Genomic DNA, 20,911 nt, shown 5'->3' with positions numbered 1-20,911 from the left:
CTATCTATTCATCAAGATATCGAACAACAGGACGAACTTTCCATCTGCGATAAAAAATGCTGGCAAATCCGACGATGATTAACGTCACTGAAACGACTTGGGCTGAACGTAAATCTCCAATTAAATACAAGCTATCTGTTCTCATCGCTTCAATAAAGAATCGTCCTATTGAATACCAAATTAAATAAGAGAAGAAAATTTCCCCTCGTTGTAAATTGGCTTTTCTAAATAGCAATAAAATAATTAAGCCCACTAAATTCCATAATGATTCATATAAAAAAGTTGGATGAACATATGTCCCTAAATCATGAATGTACATTTGCTCAATAATCCAATCTGGCAAAAATAAACTTTCTAAAAATTCACGGGAAACGGGGCCGCCATATGCTTCTTGATTCATGAAATTTCCCCAACGACCTAAGATTTGGCCAATTAATATACTTGGAGCAGCAATATCCGCAACTTTTAAAAAGCTTACTTTTTTCACACGACAGAAAACATATGCAGTCGTAATTGCCCCAATCAATGCTCCGTGTATAGCAATACCACCGTTCCAAATCTCAATAATTTTCTCTGGATTAGCACCATAATAATCCCATTTCATGATGACATAATATAGGCGGGCACAAAGTATGGAAATCGGCACTGCCCAAAGCAACAAATCTCCAAAGAAATCTTCAGGCAATCCACGTTTTTTTCCTTCCGCTTGTGCGACAAAATAAGCAATGATGATACCAGTAACGATGATAATACCATACCATCGCACAGATAATGGACCTATGCTAAAGGCAACCGGATCGATTGCTAACAAAATATTATCCATATGAACTCCTTTCAAATTTAAAATCATCTTTCAATAATTAATATTCATCAATCTCATCATGCATTGCAATAACTTCGTCTAATCTTCTTGAGAATTCCAATGCAGGATTGATGCCAATCCTTTTTAAACGATAATTCATTGCTGCTACTTCAATAATAACGGAAACATTTCGTCCAGGGCGAACCGGAATCGTTAATTTTGTAATTTCCGTATCAATGATTTTCATTTTTTCTTCATCTAGCCCTAATCGATCGTAAGTTTTATTTGGATCCCAAGTTTCCAACTCCACGATTAATGTAATGCGTTTATATGGTCGAACTGCACTTGCACCAAATAAAGTCATAATATTGATAATGCCGATTCCGCGAATTTCTAATAAATGCTCTAGTAAAGGTGGGGGACTCCCAATCAATATATCTTCGGCTTCTTGTCGAATTTCTACACAATCATCCGCTACGAGTCGATGTCCTTTCTTAATTAATTCTAAAGCTGTCTCACTTTTCCCTACTCCACTTTTTCCAATAATTAAGACACCTATTCCATACACATCGACTAATACACCATGGATGGCTGTAGAAGGTGCTAATTTACTTTCCAAATAATTGGTAAGTCTACTTGAAAACCTTGTTGTTTTCATAGACGTAACTAATACTGGTACATTGTTTTCATTAGAAGCATCAATTAATTCTTGAGGAACATCCATATTTCTCGAAATAATAATTGCTGGTGTTTCCTGCGAACATAGTTTCATCATCCGCTCTTGCCTTAATTCCGGAGGGAGCATTTCAAAGAATGATAATTCCGTTCTTCCAATAAGTTGCACACGATTCGCAGGATAATGGGTAAAATAACCTGCCATTTCTAAGCCTGGTCTAGAAATATCGCTCGTTGTGATATGGCGACCAATCCCTTCATGACCACTTACAAGGGTTAATTTAAATTTCTCCATTACATCTTTTGTTGTTACTTGTGCCATTCTTCTCTCCCACCTTTTTTCACATATGTATTTATTTTAGCATTATAGTATACTTATCCAAAATAAAAAAGGAGACGTGCTCATAACGTCTCCCAAGACTCACTAATGTAAACGCTTTTATTTTTTAAACAAAATTATTTTTGTTGTGCCAACCATGCAGCAGCGGCTTCAGCATCTTCACCTTTCAGTAATCCGCCAGGCATTGCACCTCTACCGTTTAGAATGACATCTAAAATTTCTTCTTCAGACAATCTTGAACCAACATCTGAAAGTGCTGGAGTATTCCCCATACCTTGCAAGTTACCGCCATGGCAAGTTGTACAACTGCTCATTACAAGTTCTTCACCTTTGTTAGCTTCTGAACCGCCATCTGTTGTTTGTTCATCTGTAGTATTGTCGTTAGTTGAACCTCCGTCAGTAGCTTCGTCTCCGCCGTCACCACAAGCACCAAGAACAAGGGCGGATCCGAATAATAATGCCAACCATGCTTTTTTCATCTGAACCCCTCCAAAAAAATAATAAAAAATGTGCAATACATGTTCATTATATCAAAATTGTTGAACAAAGAAACATTTGGACAAATATCCAAAGTTTAGATAATACCGCAAAAAGCAATAATATCAACACTTCTAACATTTGTTTCAGGTTTGTGAATTATTTGTGAAAGAGTGTTCACATTCAAATAAAAAAGGAATAAATTATTTTAGTATAATTTTGAAATCCATTTACGAAGGTTCATGTAAGAATATTGTGCGCAAATAAAAAAATCCTATTCAACAATCATTGAATAGGATTTTTTCGCCATAATTTATATGGAGCTTTTCGTATATTCTAAAGCCATTCTGTATATATATCCTAAATCAGCCGTAGAAATGCCTAACTCTTTCGCTAATTGATTTGCTTTTTCCAAATCCATTTTTGTCAATGCAATGCTCAGTTGTAAATAAATAGTCATCTCCGTTTCCCTGCCACAAATCGTTTCGATGACTACTTCCGAAAACGGTAATTGTTGAACAATTAATTGAATGGGTCTTTGTAAAATTGTATCGATTAATGAAAACATCCCTACTAAATAATACTCGGAATAATTTTGTTTATTCTTTTTTCTTGCAAGCAATTCACAAATTTTGGCACGGAAAATGGATGTTCTCATTAATTCAATGTAAACATCTGATGGTTCATCCGCTAGCCCTTCATCAACTGCTAGTAAATAAAGAAATTTACGCAGTTCGATTAACCCTAACATCACGATCGCTTGTTTTACCGATCGCACTTTCGATTTTTTTCTGGAAATATTATTAATTAACTGAAGTAACTTGTAAGTTATAGATATGTTCTGTTCTATTTTTTCAGCAATTTCTTGAACGTTGGAATTTTCTTCTTTTAATAAGCTCATTACTTCAAAATACTGCAACATATTCATGGGTATATCCACTGATTTAATAATTTGAGGCTGTTCAAAAAAATATCCTTGAAATAGTGAATAATTTGCCGCTTTTGCTTCTTCAAATTGAGTACGATTTTCTACTTTTTCTGCCAACAGTTGAATGTGGGGAAAGAAATTTTTCACACGCTCTTCAATAATAGCTCTTCCGGATTTAGGAGTGCTTAAAAAATCGACTTTAATAATATCTACATTTGCAAATAACGTGTTGTAATATTCTATATTTTGTCTTAAAACAAAATCATCTAACGCAATTGTAAAACCTCGATTTCTCAATTCTACAATCCGCATAATCAATTGATCCGTAATCGGCACATCCTCTAATATTTCGATTACAAATGTAGAAGGATCAATTAAATCAATGATATTATTCGTCATTAACAAATTTTCCGTAAAATTTACGAACCCTGGTAATCCATTTGTTAATTCATTCATTCCTATAGTAAATACGGAGTTTTTCAACACTTGAATTGTTGCATTATCTGAATCAACTTGTTCAAATTGATTTGATTCATTTCTTCTGTATAAAAGTTCATAAGCAACCACTTCCTCATGTGTATTAAAGATTGGTTGCCTACCTACAAGCACTTCCATACCAATATCCCCACTTTTTCATTATGTATAATTCCAATAATATACAAATTTTACGATAAAATACAACGAAAAATAAAACGTAGAACAAAAATACGACATATGAAAATTATACAAAAAAGTATCATCCTTAAAAGATGATACTGCATAAAATTTATTCTCCTTTAAAAACAATCGACCATTCACTACGTTTTTCCAACATTTCTTTCGCCAATTGTTTGGCCCCTTCTAAACTATGATTTGCTGCCCAGCCACATTGCACTTCATTGCAAGCAGGTACTTCTGTCGCTTCCAATACATCGCGAAGCGTTTTTTCTAAAATATTCAAGACTTCTTCATAGTCATCATGGTTAATCATTGTAAGGTAAAATCCTGTTTGACATCCCATCGGACTCAAATCCACCACTTGATTTGTATGATTACGAATATGTTCAGCCATTAAATGCTCAATTGAATGAAGTGCTGCCATTTCCATATGTTCTTTATTTGGCTGTTTAAAACGAATATCATATTTTCGAACCACATCACCATTTTTTCCTGTGATTACACCAGCTAGGCGTACATATGGTGCACTAACTTTTGTATGGTCTAAATTAAAACTTTCCACATTCATTTTTTCCATTTTTCTTCCCTCTTTCTTCCATATTTCGCTATCTTTAAGGTTACACTTCATCTATTGTACTGCTTCCCCATTATTCTGTCACTTTTCGCTCAATCCGTTCTTTTAAATGGCGTTTTAAAATTTTCCCAGTAGAATTTTTCGGCAATGATTGTATAATATGAAAAGCCTCTGGAATTTTATAAGTTGCCAAATGTTTTTCACAATGTTGAAGTAACTCATCATAATAGGCTTCTTCCTTTAAAACAATAAAGGCATGTACTTCTTCTCCATAATCTTCATTAGAAAAACCTACTACAGCTGCTTCCAATACTTTAGGGTGGGTATATAATACTTCTTCCACTTCACGCGGATATACATTATATCCCCCAACAATAATTAAATCTTTTTTGCGATCAACGATATAAATATATCCTTCTTCATCTTGTCTTGCCAAATCGCCAGTATATAACCAACCATCACGAATGGCTTTATCTGTTTCCTCAGGAGACTTATAATATCCTTTCATGACATTCGGTCCTTTACATATCAATTCTCCAACTTCTCCAATCGCTACATCATTCCCCTGGTCATCTACCACTTTATTTATTACGTTCGGAATGGAGGTACCAATTGAACCGGGTTTTGGCTTTTGTGTCGGAGAATTAAAACATGTAACTGGCGCTGCTTCCGATAATCCGTACCCTTCAAAAATTGGGATGTTAAACCTTGCTTCAAAATTTTCGAGTACTTTGATTGGGAGCGGAGCACCTCCGGAAATGGCTAATCGTAAACTAGAGAAACTTGAAGGCTCTCCTTCTTTGTATTGATGAAGAAAACTATACATCGTAGGAACCCCAGCAAACACGGTCGCATGATATTCCTTTGCAAGCTGAAAAATATATTTTGGAGAAAACCTTGGGGCAATTAATATCGTTGCACCAGTGCTTAATGGAACATTCAACACGACTGTTAAAGCAAATACATGATAAAAAGGCAAGGTGGCAATCACTCGATCTTCTTCCGAAAACAAAAAATAATCTCCAACGTCTCGTGCATTAGCATATAGATTTCCGTGAGTCAACATCACACCTTTAGGATGGCCAGTCGTTCCAGATGTATATAAAATGATCGCGATATCGTCCGCTTCCAACGATACCGGCTTCATAGAATATGAATGCTTTATTAAATCAGAGTAAAAATGGTACTTGCCTTCTTGCCGATCATGAAAAAGATGTGATGAATCTTTATCACAAAGAATTGAACCTTTTATTTGTGAAAATTTATTGGACAATTGATTAATTCGCCCTATCGAATCTTCTCCAGCAATAATCCACTTTACATCTCCATTGTCAACAATGTAAGACATTTCATCCAGCGTATACATCGGATTGATGGGAATTGAAACTGCTCCAATACGCATCAATGCATAATAAGCAATTAAAAAATGGGGACAATTTTGAAAAATTAGTGCTACATGGTCCCCTTTTTGAATGCCCAGTTGATTCATCGAAAAAGCAAGACTGCTTACTTTATCTTCAAATTCACCGTAAGTTGTTGAACGACCTTCAAAAATATAAGCAATTTTTTCTGGGTGGTTTAAAGACTGTTCGCGAACTTTTTTTACTAAATTCATACTAGCATCCCCAACTTAATTTTTTACGTGAGCAATATATCTCCATCGAATTAAATAGAAATAAATCACTTGCAATAAAATGATGAAAGAAAAAGCAAAGATGATTTCTTTTACAATTGATATATTGGCAATATCCTTTAATATATTTTGCAAAGCTAAAAAGGCAAATAAACTATGAACCATCGCCACACCCCAAGGCAAGAAAAACTGAGGAAATAATTGTGTTGTCACAAGGCGTTTTATTTCACTATCTGCAATGCCCATTCGCTTTAACACATCAAACTTTCGCTTTTCTGAATCTAAATTGGTATGAATTTTAAAGTAAATAAAGCTTCCAGCAGCTAGTAAAAATACTGCTGCAACTAATAACCCTACCAGTGTAAATAATGCGTAAGTTGATAAAACAAAAGAATAATTTAAACCAGCATTTTCAAAATAAAAAGGCAATCCATACCGCTCTTTTTCATATTCTTTTTGTACCTCTTTGTAAATGGACAATCCAACATCTTGTGCTTCTAACCATTGGGGAATATCAAATGCAAACAAATGATATCCAGGTTCCACATGTGGATATCCACTATAAGGCTTTTTTAAACGTAAAAAATCTTCATCGCTAATAATAATGGCGTTTGGACTGACAATGGAACTTGGAAAAATCAACTCCGGATATACTTGATTAATCGAAATCGGTACATTATTTTCTTTCAATACCGTATGCACAGTTCTTTTCGATAGTTTTTTAATTGCCTCTTCGGAGTACGGAATAAACATTCCTTCACCAGAATCTAATCGCACCATCGGATAACCATAAGAGAACAACAGACTGTTTATATCCGATTCTCGAAATACTTCCACTTCGTAATTCGTATAAGAGGACGTCTGTTTTTTTACTTCAAATCTTGTTAAATGGTATGAAAGACCTTTCAATTCCAACTCATTCAAAATAGATCGAATATGAGCCCTTTCATAAGGGTTATCAATATGTCCCTTATATATCAAACCTAATGGATTTAGTTGATCGTATTTTGAAGTGTACGAAGACAGGGCCGCTAGCAACCCTACACATAAAAAAGCAGCAGCTGAGACCATTGTCACAACAAAAAACATTTTTCCATTGTTTTTCATGATCAATGTTTGCTCTGCAATGGATAACATTCTTGATTTTTTCCACGAAAAACTCTTCCGCTCTTTCATGTAATGAACGAAATATGAAGTAGAATCTGTAAAGAAAAAATACGTCCCAATGGTAATGAGAATTGGTATTAAAACAACGAACGGATAAAAATTCACTCGATTTGTTAATAACGCTAATACATATCCAATTGCTAAAAGAATGACTGCTAAAATTGCTCTCTTTTTTGAAAAATGATCGTTAATATTAACAAAATGATACCATTTCAATAAATCAATTATTTTTCTTTCTGGAGAAAAGTTAATGCTAATAATGGAAATGATGACGAATGCGCTAAAATAAACGGCTGCTGTTAAGACAAACGGCTCCCATTTAAAATATAAAGGCAGTTGGTCCAACATTAAAATTTCCCGAACAATCATAAAGAAAAATTTTGTGAAAGCATATCCAAAAAGGATGCCACACGCAATCGAAAGAGTTCCAATCAACGTTGTTTCCAAAAAGATAAGTCTGCTGAGCTGACGCTTTTCCATTCCTAAATGAAGCAGAATGGCAAATTCTTTAGCACGCGCTTCTAAAAATGCTTTCATCGAATAAAAAATAAAAAACCATGAAAACACGACTAAAATAATTTCAGCAAATACTAAACCGCCAATCGGCACATTCCCTAAATAACCTTCATCAATTTCGGGATGGAACATAATCATCGAGTAAATAAAAAACACAAATACGGAGAAGAAACTTGCCATAAAGAATGCTGCATATATTCGAAAATTACGGATGACGTTACGGTAAGCGAATTGATGAAAGGTCACCGACTCTTCCCCCTAACAAGCTCAACACATTCAATATTCGTTGGAAAAATGTTTGCCTACGATCATCTCGATAGATTTCGTTAAAATATTCTCCATCTTTGATAAAAAGCACTCGATCACAGAAACTAGCTGCAATCGGGTCATGAGTTACCATGATAATGGTTGCATTTCGTTCTTTATTTATTTTACTTAACAGTTCGAGCACTTCTCTTGAATTGTGGGAATCTAAATTTCCAGTTGGTTCATCTGCCAAAATAATCGCTGGCTCATGAATGAGAGCTCTTGCAATCGCTACTCTTTGTGCTTGACCACCCGATAACTCATCTGGCCTTTTCGTTAGTACTCCCATTAATCCCAACTTTTCTGCAAGCGTGTTTACTCGCTCTTCCATTAAAGAAACTGGCTGATTGTCAAGGGTAAGAGGCAGTACAATATTTTCTTCCACCGTCAACATTGGAAGCAAGTTAAAGTCTTGAAATATAAAACCAAGTTCTCGTCTTCGAAAATAAGCAAGTTCCGTTTTATTAAATAAATGAGGTTTCGTCCCATTAAAAATTATTTCGCCTGAAGTGGGTTTATCAATTGTGGAAATTAAATTTAATAACGTCGTTTTGCCGCTTCCACTAGGCCCCATGACCGCTAAAAATTCGCCTTTCTCCACTTCAAAACTCAACTGATTTAATGCTCGATTCGTTACCTTCCCTTCATACACTTTTGTTACATCGATGACTTGTAAAATTGCCATATAAGCTCCCTCTTTAAGCAAATTCTGTTTAAGATTCATTATTATTGGGAAATGTTTTAGAAATTCACCGAAATGATTGTTCCCTTACCGACTTCGGATTCAATCTTTAATTCGTGACCCAACTTCTCACAAATTTCCTTCGCCAAATATAACCCCATACCTGTAGACTCTCCCGTTTTTCGACCATTTTCTCCTGTAAAAAAGGGGTTAGTCACTCGCGATAAATCAGATTTTGGAATTCCAATTCCTTCATCTTGAACATACAACGTAACATTTGAATCGTTTTTTTTCACAAAAATTTTTACCTTTTTATTTTGCTCGAAAGTATATTTTACTGCGTTCGTAATAAACTGGTTAAGCATAAATTTTAACCATTTGGAATCTGTTGTAACTGTTATATCTTCATCAATATCAATGACCGGAAAGACATGTTTCGTAATAAATAAACGCTTATTGTCATTAATTGTTGCAGTGACAACACCTTTTAAGTTCACTTGTTCAATTTGCATATCCTCTTCAAACTTCTCAAGCCTTGCATTCATTAATACCATTTCCATGCCTCTTTTTAGTCGATCCACTTCCTCTTGGAGACTCGTTTTATCTAGGTTATTTTCCTCTTCCTGTAATAATAATTCTAAAACAGAGATAGGCGTTTTCATTTGGTGAATCCATTGATTTAAAAACTTTTCTTGTCTATTTTGGGTTGCATATAGATTTTGAACTTCATTTTGATACAGTCGATACAGTTCTTGGAAATAGGCTTCTGTTTGTAGATGCTCTGGTGTTTTTGCATTTTTTTGAAGCGCATCATCCATCGAGTTCGGCATATTGGAGATTCGTTCTAGAAAGTTTTTTCGAAACACATAACGAATGGCAAGATAGGAAAATGTAAGTAATAGGCTAATGATGACAGAATAAATTGCTGTATCTAAATTCCGAAAACCATCTAGCCAATATAGCGATAAAATGAATAAAACGACAATTAGCTCAAAGAGGATGAACGAAATATTTTCCTTTACAAATAATTTCAATCCCATGCTTACATTTCCTCCGAACTTAAAACAAATCGATAACCAGCCCCACGAACTGTTTCAATCACAGATTGAACTTCATATTCTGTTAGTTTCTTTCGTACTCGGGTCATATTGACATTCAATGTATTTTCATCGACAAAGGCTTGGTCATCCCAAAGCTCTTCCAATAATTTTTCTCGCGATACGACCTTTGGCGACTCTCTCATTAAAATATTTAAAATGGCACATTCTTTTTTCTGTAGCGGTATCTCCGTATTCTTCACATGCAATTCCATTCGTTCTAAATAAAGAGTCAATTGACCTAATTGAACAGTTCTCTCTTCTTGTCGTGAAGAATATTCACCATAAGTCCGTCTTAAATGACTTTTAATTTTTGCTAACACTATTTCATAATTGAATGGTTTTGTAATAAAATCATCCCCGCCATTCTCTAAAGCAAATATTTGATCCATCTCCCCAGAACGTGCGGAAATAAATATTATTGGGCATTTCGTATATTGTCTTAACTGTCTGCACCAATAATAGCCATCATAAGAAGGCAAGTTTATATCAAGCAAAATTAAATGTGGTGAAAATGCCATACATTCTTCCACAATTTCCTCAAAGTTTTTCACAATCTCAACTTCATATTGGTATCTTTTTAACGTATCAGCCAATAGTGAAGCAATTTTATAATCATCCTCTATTATAAAAATCCTCGAATTTTCCAAAATCATTCCCCCTTTTCTGGAATGTCTAACTCTATTTTATCAAAAAAATTATAACGTTCATTTCATAGCACATTTTGATTTTCGATTTTGGCAATTTTTTCTTACCGATTCACAAAATATTCACAAAACAGTTTTGTAAAATGGGCATTTTCCTTATTGACGAATCCAAACTGTTATAATACAATTACAAATACAAACACCTATTATAAAACAGTTAATCATAAGGAGGTCCCCCTATGTTAGAAAATATTGTTGAATTCTTCAAAAGTTTGCCAGATAAAATCTGTGTAAAATGCGGTGAAAAAATTGAAGAACAAAGTGAATGCTACACTAACACATGTGACAAATGCAGTTCACTATAATGATTGTTTATAAATAGTTGCTTACCTAATTGAATGAACTTACTATTAAATCGCTTAACAACATTGAAAATCGCTTATAAATTCGCTTATTTATTTTCAAACGTGAAGAGGCTTGAACAAATTCGCCTCTATCAATAGATAAAGATTAAATTCGCTGTTTCCTGTTATCATATATGTTTGTCGGCTTAAGTTTTCAATCAGGAGAACTTAAGCCATTTTTTTCATTTGAAAAGTCTGTCATGATGGATGTTTATTTCAAAAAAAGTAGCAGCACATCCCTTGTAAGGTCTGTACTGCTTTAAATTTCGTTTCCAGCATTGACGATTACTTGTTCTGACAATATTTCCTGACTACCTATAAGCGGTTTTGTTACATATCTAGAAGTAATGGATAGTGGTGCGATCCCTTTACCTACAATATAAGATCGAACATCTAAAACTATGATACCTGCTGTTAACACATAATTTTTCCCATCAATTCTTTTCCTCGAATCAAAATCCGTATAGAATCCATCAAGAAAATTTACAGGCTCTAGTTCAGCCATTTTATAAACAATATCATTTTGATCTTTTGAATCGACATATTTTAACGCCGTATAAATATTTTTCATTATAAAATTGTTATATGTCACGTTAATTGCATGTCTGTTACTACTAGGTTTATTATTCCATTCGAATTCAATGATGATTCTGGCTGCATCTCTCTCTTCATCTCTTGCTAAATCCATGACAATTGTATTAAACATTAAATGATTATGCTGTTTAGTAAAATCATTTTTCTCATAAATAATTTTTCGATGTTCCTCAATTATTCTATTATTATATCCATAGTGTTTAACTGTATTATTTTCAATCATGTTTACTAAAGATAAATGGTTTTGATAGTTTTTATCAAACTCTTTAATTTTCTCAATATCTACTTTCGAATATCCTTCGTTTTCTAATTGAGATTTACTTTTTGTTGAAAGCAATTCCATATTTTCATAATCATCGTAATCTAATTCTTTCTCTAGATTTAACCAAAACAATAAAATAATGAAACTAATGCCAAACAAAATAATGAAAATTTTTCTCATCATTAATAAACTAATACCTCTTTCAAAAGTGAATTATTTTTTTCACTATATATCAATAACCAAAAATTAGGAATAGACTGAAAATACTATTTTTATCAAAAATCGGAAAATATATATTTAACGAAAAAATTCTCCTTTTACTCATGTTATAAGATTTAATCATAAAAGTATCTGTTAATTCTAAAAAATATCATAGCCTGTGAAATTTTTACGAAACGTAAAATTTCACAGGCTTTCATTTCTGAAGTGTATATTATTTTTCATTATTTGAAACTAGTGATTACTTCCATGAGAATCTCCATGTCCATGCTGACTATGATCGTGTTGCATTTGTTCAGTATCCTCTTTTGAAGTATCTTCTTCTGGGATTACTTTATCCATATCCGGCTCTCCTGCCACGATTTGTTGTTTCGGCATGACATGTAAGCCGCGAGCTGTCGTATGTGCATACATATAATAAACGCCATCATGATCAAAAGTATATTCTGCTTTATAAACACCATCACCGACATGTTCCCCTGTAATCATTGTTCCATGATCGCGCAATCCTGATTCCCAAACTTCAAATTTTACTTCATCTGCATCCTCCACATTTTCATTGTTTTGTGTTACATGAGCAGCTAGTTCCACCGGTTCTCCGACTTTCACTTCTGTAGGCGTTAAAATTTCTACTTTTACTTCCAAATCGGATACATCAATTGGTTCTTCATTTGTATCAACTTCCGGTTCATTTGATGAACACCCCATCATCAACATTGGTACAGCTAATAATGTAATCAACATTTTTTTCATATTAATCTTCCTCCATTATTGGTAATGATATTTTCACAAGCGTTCCTTTTCCGAGAACACTATCTATATGCAATTTTCCATCATGTAACTTCACCAATTGCTCTACTATTGATAATCCTAATCCTGCCCCACCGTCAAATCGACTTCGCGCCTTATTGACCCGGTAGAATCTTTCGGTCACATGAGGGAGATCTTCTGCTGGAATGCCGATTCCTTCATCTTGAAACTCGATGATTGCATGATGATTAGATTGATAACAATTGATGGCGACTTTGCCATTTTCATTTGAGTAGCGTATTGCATTTTCAATCACGTTAATGAAAATTCGTTTTAATTTTTCTTCATCCCCTTGGACAATTATATTGTCGTCTAGGTTTGTTGCAATGATAATGTTCTTTTCATGAGCTTGTCCTTCCAATAGCTTAATTGACTCCCGAATGGTCTCGGATAAAACAATCGGAAACAGTTCGATTTCTTCACTATCTTTTCTAACAAGCTGAAGCAATTCGTTTGTCATGCGTTCCATGCGATTCGCTTCACGATGAATTAGCTCCATTGCCTCATCTCGTTCTTTTCCTACTAATAGTTGTTGCTGAATAGCCTCACTATAACCTTTAATATAACTAATTGGTGTACGTAATTCATGAGAAACGGTTGCTAAGAAGGATTTTTGTTTTTCGTCTTCTCGTTGAATCGCTTCTGCCATATGGTTAAATGCTTCTGACAGCATTCCGACTTCATCTTTTGAAGTCACCTTTACCCTTGCACTGTAATCCCCTTCTGACATTTGTTCTACTGCTCGTTGCAATTCATTGAGCGGACGCATGATTCGCTGTAAACTTTTATAAACAAAAATGGCAATGACGAGAGTAAAAAGCAATCCTCCCACCATCAATATAGCCACTTCATTTTTAGCTAATTCAGTAATTTTTGCCAAAGGATAATAAATATAAATAATTCCTTCCAATCTTTTTTGATCCGTGAGTGGCAATATCACCGAAACCACTTCTCGCTTGAATCGCTCTTCGTATCCGATTTTTGTAACAGTCTCTCCATTTAATAAAATCCGCCGTTCGTTCGGACCAATCAACGTATTATAATCGATTTCAAAAGGGACGCAAGCACTTAGTTCACGAGGGTTCCGGACTGCAAATATATGATAGTTCGAATGCATATTAAACGCTTCAACCATCTCCACATATTCATCGGTTACTTTACCACCTGTATACATGGATTGGATGTTTTCACCAATCTCCATCATCTCGCTTTTTGTATCTTCCACATAAAATTGTTCATAGAGAAAATCTGCAAATAGATACATAAATACGATGGTCACCATTAAGTAAGCAATGATTAATACCCAAATTTTTGTTGATAACTTTCTCATACTAGTTCGAAGCGATAGCCAATCCCCCACACTGTTTGGATGTAGTCGCTTGCCTCCTTTGAAATTTTCCCTAATTTTAATCTTAATGTTTTAATATGGGTATCGACCGTCCTCGTCCCACCATCATAATCAATCTCCCAAATCTTCTCTAATAATTGTTCGCGGGAAAAAACTGTACTTGGATTTTTCATAAATAATTGAAGCAAATCGAATTCTTTTAATGTTAATGTTACTTTTTGATTGTTGACATACACTTTTCGAGAGACTTCATCTAACTTAATAACCCCTCTTTCAAGAATCGGTTGTCTATTTAAGCCCGTCCTTCTTAAAACTGCCTGTATTCTGGCAACTAATTCGCTAGCAGTGAAAGGTTTCACGATGTAATCATCCCCACCGATTGTCAAACCTTTCACTTTGTCTTCATTGCCATCTCTTGCTGTTAAAAAGATTATTGGTACGGAAGAAATATTACGGATTTTTTGGCAGACAAGAAATCCGTCTTCATTGGGCATCATGACATCCAGAAGGACGATATCCGCTTCATTTGATTCGATTATTGGATAAGCATCTTTTCCACTTTCAACGGCGATTGTATGAAAAAAGGATTTAGAAAGCATCACTTCTATTAAATTTCTCATATCTTGTTCATCATCTATGATTAGTACTGTCGGCATCTTCAAACCTCCCTCACTAGCAGCTGGAACGGTCCATGTTCGGTGGAAACCGATTTCTGTATCTCCCCATTTTGTATAAAATAAATTTGATTGTCGTCAAAGCCAGCAACGATAATTTGATCTTTAAAAGAAGCTACAGCAAATGGGTTTGCACCTACTTCTTTTCTCCATAACACATTACCCTTCACATCACAAGCAAACAATTCATTTGAGCCATGATTCGTGATGTAGATAATATCTTCATTTCTAGTAAATCCAACAGGCATATGGGAAACTTGAATTTCTTGAATGAACTGCCCCGTTTTTAAATCATGTACTTTTACAACTTGATTTGGACGACTTCCAGCGCCGTGTCCACCTATCCAAAGGGTGTTTGTTTCTTCCACAATCATTAAACCACTAGATGATTTATCTATACTCCATTCATCAACCAATGTCATTGATTTTATATCTACAACTGAAAGTACAGGTGCCTTGTAGTTGATAATATATAATTTCCCTTGATGACTATCCATTGACATTGGATAATCCGTTAAACGAAGTTCTCCTTGTTTTTTTCCATGTTCATTAAAGGAAGTGACTGTATTATGTTTACTATTGGTAATGAACAGTAAATGTTCTTCTTGATCGTAATAGGCATTTGTTGTTCCTATCCCCGTTTCAATCGACTGAATTAATTTTCCTGTGGATAGCTCATAAATATCGATTTCATTTAGTTGATGCCCGTATAGCACAAGTCGATCGTAAGGAATTAGCGTTGCACCAGTATATGATTTATCGAATTTCCATGTTGCAATTCGTTCACCTTTCGAATCAAAAAAATCAAGGGAAGGATCTATTATATTTAGAGAAGCAACAAAGGATTGATGTTGATTTATCGATTGAAAACGCTCATCTTCACATCCTTGTAATATCCAAAAACAGAAAATGATTATGAAGGTTATCCATCTTTTCAAACAATCACCCCAAGTTCTATAGTAATGAAAAATTGTGAAGTTTGAATGAAATAAATTTGACAATCAATTCAATTTTTTTATTTATTATAGCTAAAATTTGTGTCGATACTATTTCGGCTTGTGCAGATGCAACTTCGGCTTGTGCAAATAATCCTCGCGTTTGTGTTTATGATACCCGTTCTCGTGTACTTATCCTTCAAACTTGTGCATATAACTCCTCCGCTCGTGCATTTAACCCCACACTTGTGCACTTAACCCCCAAGCTCGTGCACTTATCCTACGCACTTGTGCACTTAAACTCAAGCTCGTGCACTTATCCTACGCACTTGTGCACTTAAACTCAAGCTCGTGCACTTATCCTACGCACTCGTGCACTTAAACTCAAGCTCGTGCACTTAACCAACGCACTTGTGTATTTAACACTCAAGCTCGTGCACTTAACCAACGCACTTGTGCACATAACTTCTCCGCTCGTGCACTTAACCAACGCACTTGTGCACTTAACCCCCAAGCTCGTGCACTTATCCTACGCACTTGCACTTGACCTTTTTTCCCGTGTATTTACCTCATTTGCACGTGCATTTCATATGCATTATTAGCTTTTCCAGTTCCTACTAAAAATACGAAAAGTGCTGTTCCGAAAGTCAATGAATATTGACATTCCGGAGCAGCACTTTAACTAGTGAATGATGAGATACCATAAAACTGTTCAGCAATTTTTTTACTCTGCTACCATCACATTATTACGCTAAAATACTAGACTCTTCATGAAATAATTCCGACATGATTTCACGTGCAGCCTGTTTTCCTTGCGATACACAATCTGGAACACTGATTCCTTCATAAGAACTTCCGGCTAATTTAACATGAGGGAATTCTTTCTTCAGGATTTCTCTCATTTTCTGCAAACGTTTCTCATGGCCAACCGTATATTGTGGCATTGATTGCTTCCAGCGAGAAACTACCGTAAATTGAGGTTGTTGCTTAATGCCAAGAGATTTCTCTAAATCATGAAGAACCGTTTTTTCTATATCTGCATCCGACAATTCAACGATTGCTTCATCCCCTACACGACCAATATACGTTCGGAGTAAATCATATCCAGCTGGAGCTACATTGTCCCATTTATGATTACACCATGTACAAGTCGTAATTGAAATATCACTATTTCTCGAGAAATAAAAATTAATTGCATCTTCATAAAGCTGATTTTCTAATTTTTGAAAAGCCATCGTTACCGTTGCAATCGTTGCATAGTTCATATCGGGTATTTCATGAAAAAATCCGTAATGCTCAAACATTTTTTTCGCTTCATTTAAAGGCGTTGTCACAATCACTGCATGGCATTTTAATGGAGCAATATTATTAAAGTAGATTTGTAGTGTCCCATCTTGCAATTTATCAATCGATTCAACTTTGACTCCTTTTAAAATCGATTTAGGCGGTAAATGTTCCTCTATTTTTTCCACTAAAGTTTCCAAGCCATTTTTGAAAGTTTGAAACCCTTTCACCTGACTATGAAGTAATGAAAATTGCGTTTTTTTCATTCCATAAATTAAGCTACGATATTGTTTTTCCATTTCATATATTTCAGGAAACATTGATTGGATACTCAACCGATCAATGTCTCCTGCAAAAGTACCTGCTAGCAGCGGCTCCACTAAATTTTCAACTACTTCTTTCCCAAAACGGCGCCGGAAAAAGTCCCCAATCGGTTCATCCTTATCTTCTTTAGTTTTAGGCAATAATAAATCTCCTGCAGCACGAAATTTTCCACTTAATGAAACAATCCCAGAAGTTAATAATGAGGGGACAATAGGTGCTCCACCAAACAAAATGCTTTTCGGAATTGGATATAGGTGTTTACCTACAGCCACATAAGTTTGACCTTCTCTATTGCATACAACTTCATCTTGAATGCCTAAATGTTTGGTTATTTCAATCATGCTCTCATCATGATCAATAAAAGATTCCGGACCCCGTTCAATAATGAATCCATCTTTCCTTAACGTTTGGATTTTACCACCTAATCGTAATGAAGATTCGATTAACACCACATCTAATGGTAAGTGATTTTCCCGTGCACACTTATCTAAATAGAACGCTGCTGTTAATCCCGTTATACCGCCGCCAATTACAGCAATTTTCTTTCTAATCGTCACCCTCATCATCACTTTCTATTATTTCTCTAACTTTTTAAAAATGGCATCTACCATCGCATCGATAAATAAAGGATGGGTACTTGGCATTGGTGGGCGATAGTAATGCGCCCCCAGCTCATCACATACATCTTTACATTCAATATCGTTGTCATATAAAACTTCCAAATGCTCTGTTACGAAACCGACTGGTGCATATACGAACGAACGGTATCCTTTTTTCTCATAAAGTTCTCGAGTCAAATCTTGAACATCTGGACCAAGCCACGGTTCAGGAGTTTGTCCTGCAGATTGCCATCCAATTTCAATATTTTGAATCCCCGTTTTTTCTTGAATCAAACGAGCCGTTTCAATGAGCTGTTCCTCATATGGGTCGCCCAAATTTTTAATTTTTTCTGGCAGTGAATGGTTGGAAACAATTACACAAGCTTTTTCTCTTTCTTCCTCCGTCATTTTATCAAATTCTGCTAGGATCGCTTGTGACCAATATTCAATAAATTTCGGTTCATCATACCATGCTTCTACTGAAGTGATGTTTAGTGTACCGCCTAATTTTTCAGCAGCTTCTTTCGCTCGACCATTATATGATTTAATAGAAAACGTTGAAAAATGAGGCGCCAATACAATCGAAACGGCTTCTCGAATTCCATCTTTCACCATTTCTTCGACTGCATCTTCAATAAATGGTTCAATATGTTTTAATCCAATATAAAGTTTATATTCCACTTCGTCTTGTACTTCATTTAATCGATTGACAAGTGCTTCTGCTTGTTTTTTAGTCATTTCTGCAAGAGGAGAAATTCCGCCAATCGCCTTATAACGAGCTTTTAAATCCTCTAAATGTTCATCAGAAGGCTTTCGTCCATGACGAATATGTGTGTAATATCTTTCAATATCTTCTTCTTTATATGGCGTTCCATAAGCCATTACTAGTAGACCGTGTACTGGTTTCAATGTTTTCACCTCAAAAAAATTTTTTTCATCATTCATTATTTAGTTTTGCAATCCGTTCACGACTATAATCATGAATCAATGCTGTTAATCGTTTTAATACTTCCGGATTTACTTCTGGGAATATACCATGTCCTAAATTAAAGATATGTCCTGGCACTTCAATTCCTTGATCAATAATGTCTTTTGTTCTGCGTTCAATTACGGACCAGTCCGCTAATAAAATGGAAGGGTCTAAGTTTCCTTGAACAGCTTTCTCTACTCCTAGTTCACGAGCTTTTCGAATTGGCATGCGCCAGTCAAGTCCAATTACATCAATCGGTAAATCATTCCATTCGTTGATTAAATGACTTGCGCCCACACCAAATAAAATTAATGGTACATTTTGATTTCGTAATTCTGCAAAAATGCGAGTCATAACTGGTTTAATGAATACTCGGTAATCTTCAACGTTCAATGCGCCAACCCAAGAGTCAAACACTTGAATTGCACTAGCTCCAGCTTCCACTTGAGCTGTGATATCAGCAATAATCATATCTGCTAATTTATCCATCAATTTAAACCAAGCTTTTGGATCGGATACCATGAACGATTTTGTCTTGCTGTAATTTCGAGATGGACCGCCTTCAATCATGTAGCTAGCTAAAGTAAAAGGAGCACCTGTAAATCCAATTAACGGCACATCCAATTGCTCTTCCGTTAAAATTTTAATCGTCTCAAGCACGTATGGAGTATGTTCTTTCGGATAAAATTCCCCTAACTTTTCAACATCTTCCGCACTTCTAATAGGGTTTGAAATCACTGGTCCAACACCGGCTTGAATTTTTACATCAACCCCGATACCAGGCAAAGGCGTCACGATATCTTTATAAAGTATTGCGGCATCAACGTTATATTGTTCCACAGGTAATCTTGTTACATATGCACAAAGTTCTGGTTGTTGAGTAATTTCCTCCAGTGAATATTTTTCTTTTAATTTTCGATACTCTGGTTGAGAGCGCCCTGCTTGACGCATATACCAAACAGGAGTATATTCCGTTCGTTCTCCTCTCGCTGCTCTAATCAGTGTGTCGTTTATTTGCCTCATTTTTTCTTTACCTTCCCCTCAAAAATAATCAATTTGACGAAAAGTGCAATGAAATCGATTTCAATCTTTCACTTTTCTACAAATTTCATCGCTATATAATGCTACAATTCATAATAATAACTTTATACTTACAAATAATCTACTAATCATTGATACCCTTCAATATATACTGTTCCTTTACCATTGTATAGCTTTCTCTGACAAATGTCATAAAATTGTTCTTTAAATAGCACATTTTTCTCACTTAAATTATGACAAATTTTAGACAATAAATCGCATTTATTATTTAAGGAGGAATAAAATATGAATATTTACATGACGACAGGAACTCCACAATTTATGGAAAAATTGTATCATAAGTATGAAAACGAAAATATGTATATCTTGTATGGCATAAACGAAACGCTTTTACTACATGAAACTGAAAGAAAAACCGTCTTTCAAACACCGCGAAAATATGAAGTGGTAGATGGATTAAATGAACTACAACAAGCAGGTTTCTTTACTTTTTACCATATCCCAGTTTCTGATGAAGGACGACCTGTCTTTGAAAAAAACATTTTACAGCGATTGGGCGGAATGAAAGATCAAACTGGATTAATGGCTTATCGAATACTACGCCCAAAAAAATCTGAGACATATATAATTCTCTTCCAATGGACAAATAAACGTGCTTATGACATATGGAAAAAATACGATCCATTCGCTTATGAACTCGAACATTTTTCCGTAGGAGTAAAAAAAGACAATATTTTTAATGCTGCAACATACATTACAACTTATTCTGGCGCAAAACAAAAAAATAATGAAGAAAGCTGACTCAAGTATTGAGTCAGCTCAGCTTGTAGACAAAGTCCCTAACTAGGGGCCAAATCTACAGGCTTTTTTGTATAATAGGGATAGAATTCTTGGTTAACGGGGGAAATTTAGGATGTTATCGAAGCGTACTGACAATAATCGAAAT

The 20,911-nt window shown here is 35.0% G+C and carries 20 protein-coding genes; 2 read left to right on the top strand and 18 right to left on the bottom strand.

All coding sequences use genetic code 11. The features are described from left to right. Window positions 1-4: 4 nt before the first annotated feature. From lgt to HF990_RS10055, 10 genes are all read right to left on the bottom strand, one after another. The gene (gene lgt / locus HF990_RS10100) at window positions 5-823 is read right to left on the bottom strand and encodes a prolipoprotein diacylglyceryl transferase (protein WP_016838714.1); all 819 of its coding nucleotides are present in this window, start codon (window positions 821-823) and stop codon (window positions 5-7) included. A gap of 37 nt (window positions 824-860) precedes the next feature. Continuing rightward, complete coding sequence (gene hprK / locus HF990_RS10095; protein WP_016838715.1) at window positions 861-1,799, bottom strand: HPr(Ser) kinase/phosphatase; 939 nt, start codon at window positions 1,797-1,799, stop codon at window positions 861-863. Window positions 1,800-1,933: 134 nt separating this feature from the next. After that, the gene (gene cccB / locus HF990_RS10090; protein WP_168412534.1) at window positions 1,934-2,296 is read right to left on the bottom strand and encodes a cytochrome c551; all 363 of its coding nucleotides are present in this window, start codon (window positions 2,294-2,296) and stop codon (window positions 1,934-1,936) included. 311 nt (window positions 2,297-2,607) lie between these two features. After that, window positions 2,608-3,837, bottom strand: a complete 1,230-nt coding sequence (locus HF990_RS10085) for an EAL and HDOD domain-containing protein (protein ID WP_168412533.1) — start codon at window positions 3,835-3,837, stop codon at window positions 2,608-2,610. A 151-nt stretch (window positions 3,838-3,988) separates the two neighbouring features. Continuing rightward, window positions 3,989-4,456 (bottom strand): S-ribosylhomocysteine lyase, encoded by a 468-nt coding sequence (locus HF990_RS10080; protein WP_016838718.1) that lies wholly within the window; start codon window positions 4,454-4,456, stop codon window positions 3,989-3,991. Window positions 4,457-4,526: 70 nt separating this feature from the next. Further along, window positions 4,527-6,068 carry a long-chain-fatty-acid--CoA ligase gene (locus HF990_RS10075; RefSeq protein ID WP_168412532.1) on the bottom strand — a complete coding sequence of 514 codons (1,542 nt, stop codon included), beginning with the start codon at window positions 6,066-6,068 and terminating at the stop codon, window positions 4,527-4,529. Between the two features lie 15 nt (window positions 6,069-6,083). Beyond that, window positions 6,084-8,015: an FtsX-like permease family protein gene (locus tag HF990_RS10070; protein WP_168412531.1), complete on the bottom strand. Its 1,932-nt coding sequence runs from the start codon at window positions 8,013-8,015 to the stop codon at window positions 6,084-6,086. After that, window positions 7,987-8,760, bottom strand: coding sequence for an ABC transporter ATP-binding protein (locus HF990_RS10065; protein ID WP_168412530.1), 774 nt, complete (start codon window positions 8,758-8,760; stop codon window positions 7,987-7,989). Before HF990_RS10065 ends, HF990_RS10070 begins: the two co-directional genes overlap by 29 nt. Window positions 8,761-8,816: 56 nt before the next feature. Then, window positions 8,817-9,797, bottom strand: coding sequence for a sensor histidine kinase (locus HF990_RS10060; RefSeq protein WP_168412529.1), 981 nt, complete (start codon window positions 9,795-9,797; stop codon window positions 8,817-8,819). Between the two features lie 2 nt (window positions 9,798-9,799). Continuing rightward, window positions 9,800-10,504: a response regulator transcription factor gene (locus HF990_RS10055; RefSeq protein ID WP_016838723.1), complete on the bottom strand. Its 705-nt coding sequence runs from the start codon at window positions 10,502-10,504 to the stop codon at window positions 9,800-9,802. Window positions 10,505-10,740: 236 nt separating this feature from the next. Between HF990_RS10055 and yhfH the strand changes: the two genes are divergently transcribed. Then, on the top strand, window positions 10,741-10,866 hold the full coding sequence (gene yhfH / locus HF990_RS10050) for a protein YhfH (protein ID WP_168412528.1): 126 nt from the start codon (window positions 10,741-10,743) through the stop codon (window positions 10,864-10,866). A gap of 298 nt (window positions 10,867-11,164) precedes the next feature. Here yhfH and HF990_RS10045 read toward each other — a convergent pair whose 3' ends face one another. From HF990_RS10045 to hemE, 8 genes are all read right to left on the bottom strand, one after another. Continuing rightward, window positions 11,165-11,944, bottom strand: a complete 780-nt coding sequence (locus tag HF990_RS10045) for a hypothetical protein (protein WP_096551918.1) — start codon at window positions 11,942-11,944, stop codon at window positions 11,165-11,167. A 270-nt stretch (window positions 11,945-12,214) separates the two neighbouring features. Then, entirely contained in the window at window positions 12,215-12,733 is a 519-nt protein-coding gene (locus HF990_RS10040; protein ID WP_096551920.1) for a FixH family protein, read from the bottom strand. Window position 12,734: 1 nt separating this feature from the next. Further along, window positions 12,735-14,120 carry a sensor histidine kinase gene (locus HF990_RS10035; protein ID WP_168412527.1) on the bottom strand — a complete coding sequence of 462 codons (1,386 nt, stop codon included), beginning with the start codon at window positions 14,118-14,120 and terminating at the stop codon, window positions 12,735-12,737. Further along, complete coding sequence (locus HF990_RS10030) at window positions 14,117-14,794, bottom strand: response regulator transcription factor (protein ID WP_016838123.1); 678 nt, start codon at window positions 14,792-14,794, stop codon at window positions 14,117-14,119. Before HF990_RS10030 ends, HF990_RS10035 begins: the two co-directional genes overlap by 4 nt. Before the next feature lie 2 nt (window positions 14,795-14,796). Beyond that, window positions 14,797-15,750: a YncE family protein gene (locus HF990_RS10025; protein WP_168412526.1), complete on the bottom strand. Its 954-nt coding sequence runs from the start codon at window positions 15,748-15,750 to the stop codon at window positions 14,797-14,799. A 743-nt stretch (window positions 15,751-16,493) separates the two neighbouring features. Next, complete coding sequence (gene hemY, locus HF990_RS10020) at window positions 16,494-17,918, bottom strand: protoporphyrinogen oxidase (RefSeq protein ID WP_311733642.1); 1,425 nt, start codon at window positions 17,916-17,918, stop codon at window positions 16,494-16,496. 12 nt (window positions 17,919-17,930) lie between these two features. Beyond that, window positions 17,931-18,863: a ferrochelatase gene (hemH, locus tag HF990_RS10015; protein WP_026019058.1), complete on the bottom strand. Its 933-nt coding sequence runs from the start codon at window positions 18,861-18,863 to the stop codon at window positions 17,931-17,933. Window positions 18,864-18,891: 28 nt separating this feature from the next. Beyond that, complete coding sequence (gene hemE, locus HF990_RS10010; protein WP_016838127.1) at window positions 18,892-19,947, bottom strand: uroporphyrinogen decarboxylase; 1,056 nt, start codon at window positions 19,945-19,947, stop codon at window positions 18,892-18,894. Between the two features lie 303 nt (window positions 19,948-20,250). Between hemE and HF990_RS10005 the strand changes: the two genes are divergently transcribed. Further along, window positions 20,251-20,766, top strand: a complete 516-nt coding sequence (locus tag HF990_RS10005) for an antibiotic biosynthesis monooxygenase family protein (RefSeq protein WP_168412525.1) — start codon at window positions 20,251-20,253, stop codon at window positions 20,764-20,766. Window positions 20,767-20,911: the final 145 nt, after the last annotated feature.

The organism is Ureibacillus thermosphaericus (assembly GCF_012396605.1).
GTDB classification, from domain to species: Bacteria; Bacillota; Bacilli; order Bacillales_A; family Planococcaceae; genus Ureibacillus; species Ureibacillus thermosphaericus.
This window is presented reverse-complemented; position numbering and strand designations above follow the sequence as displayed.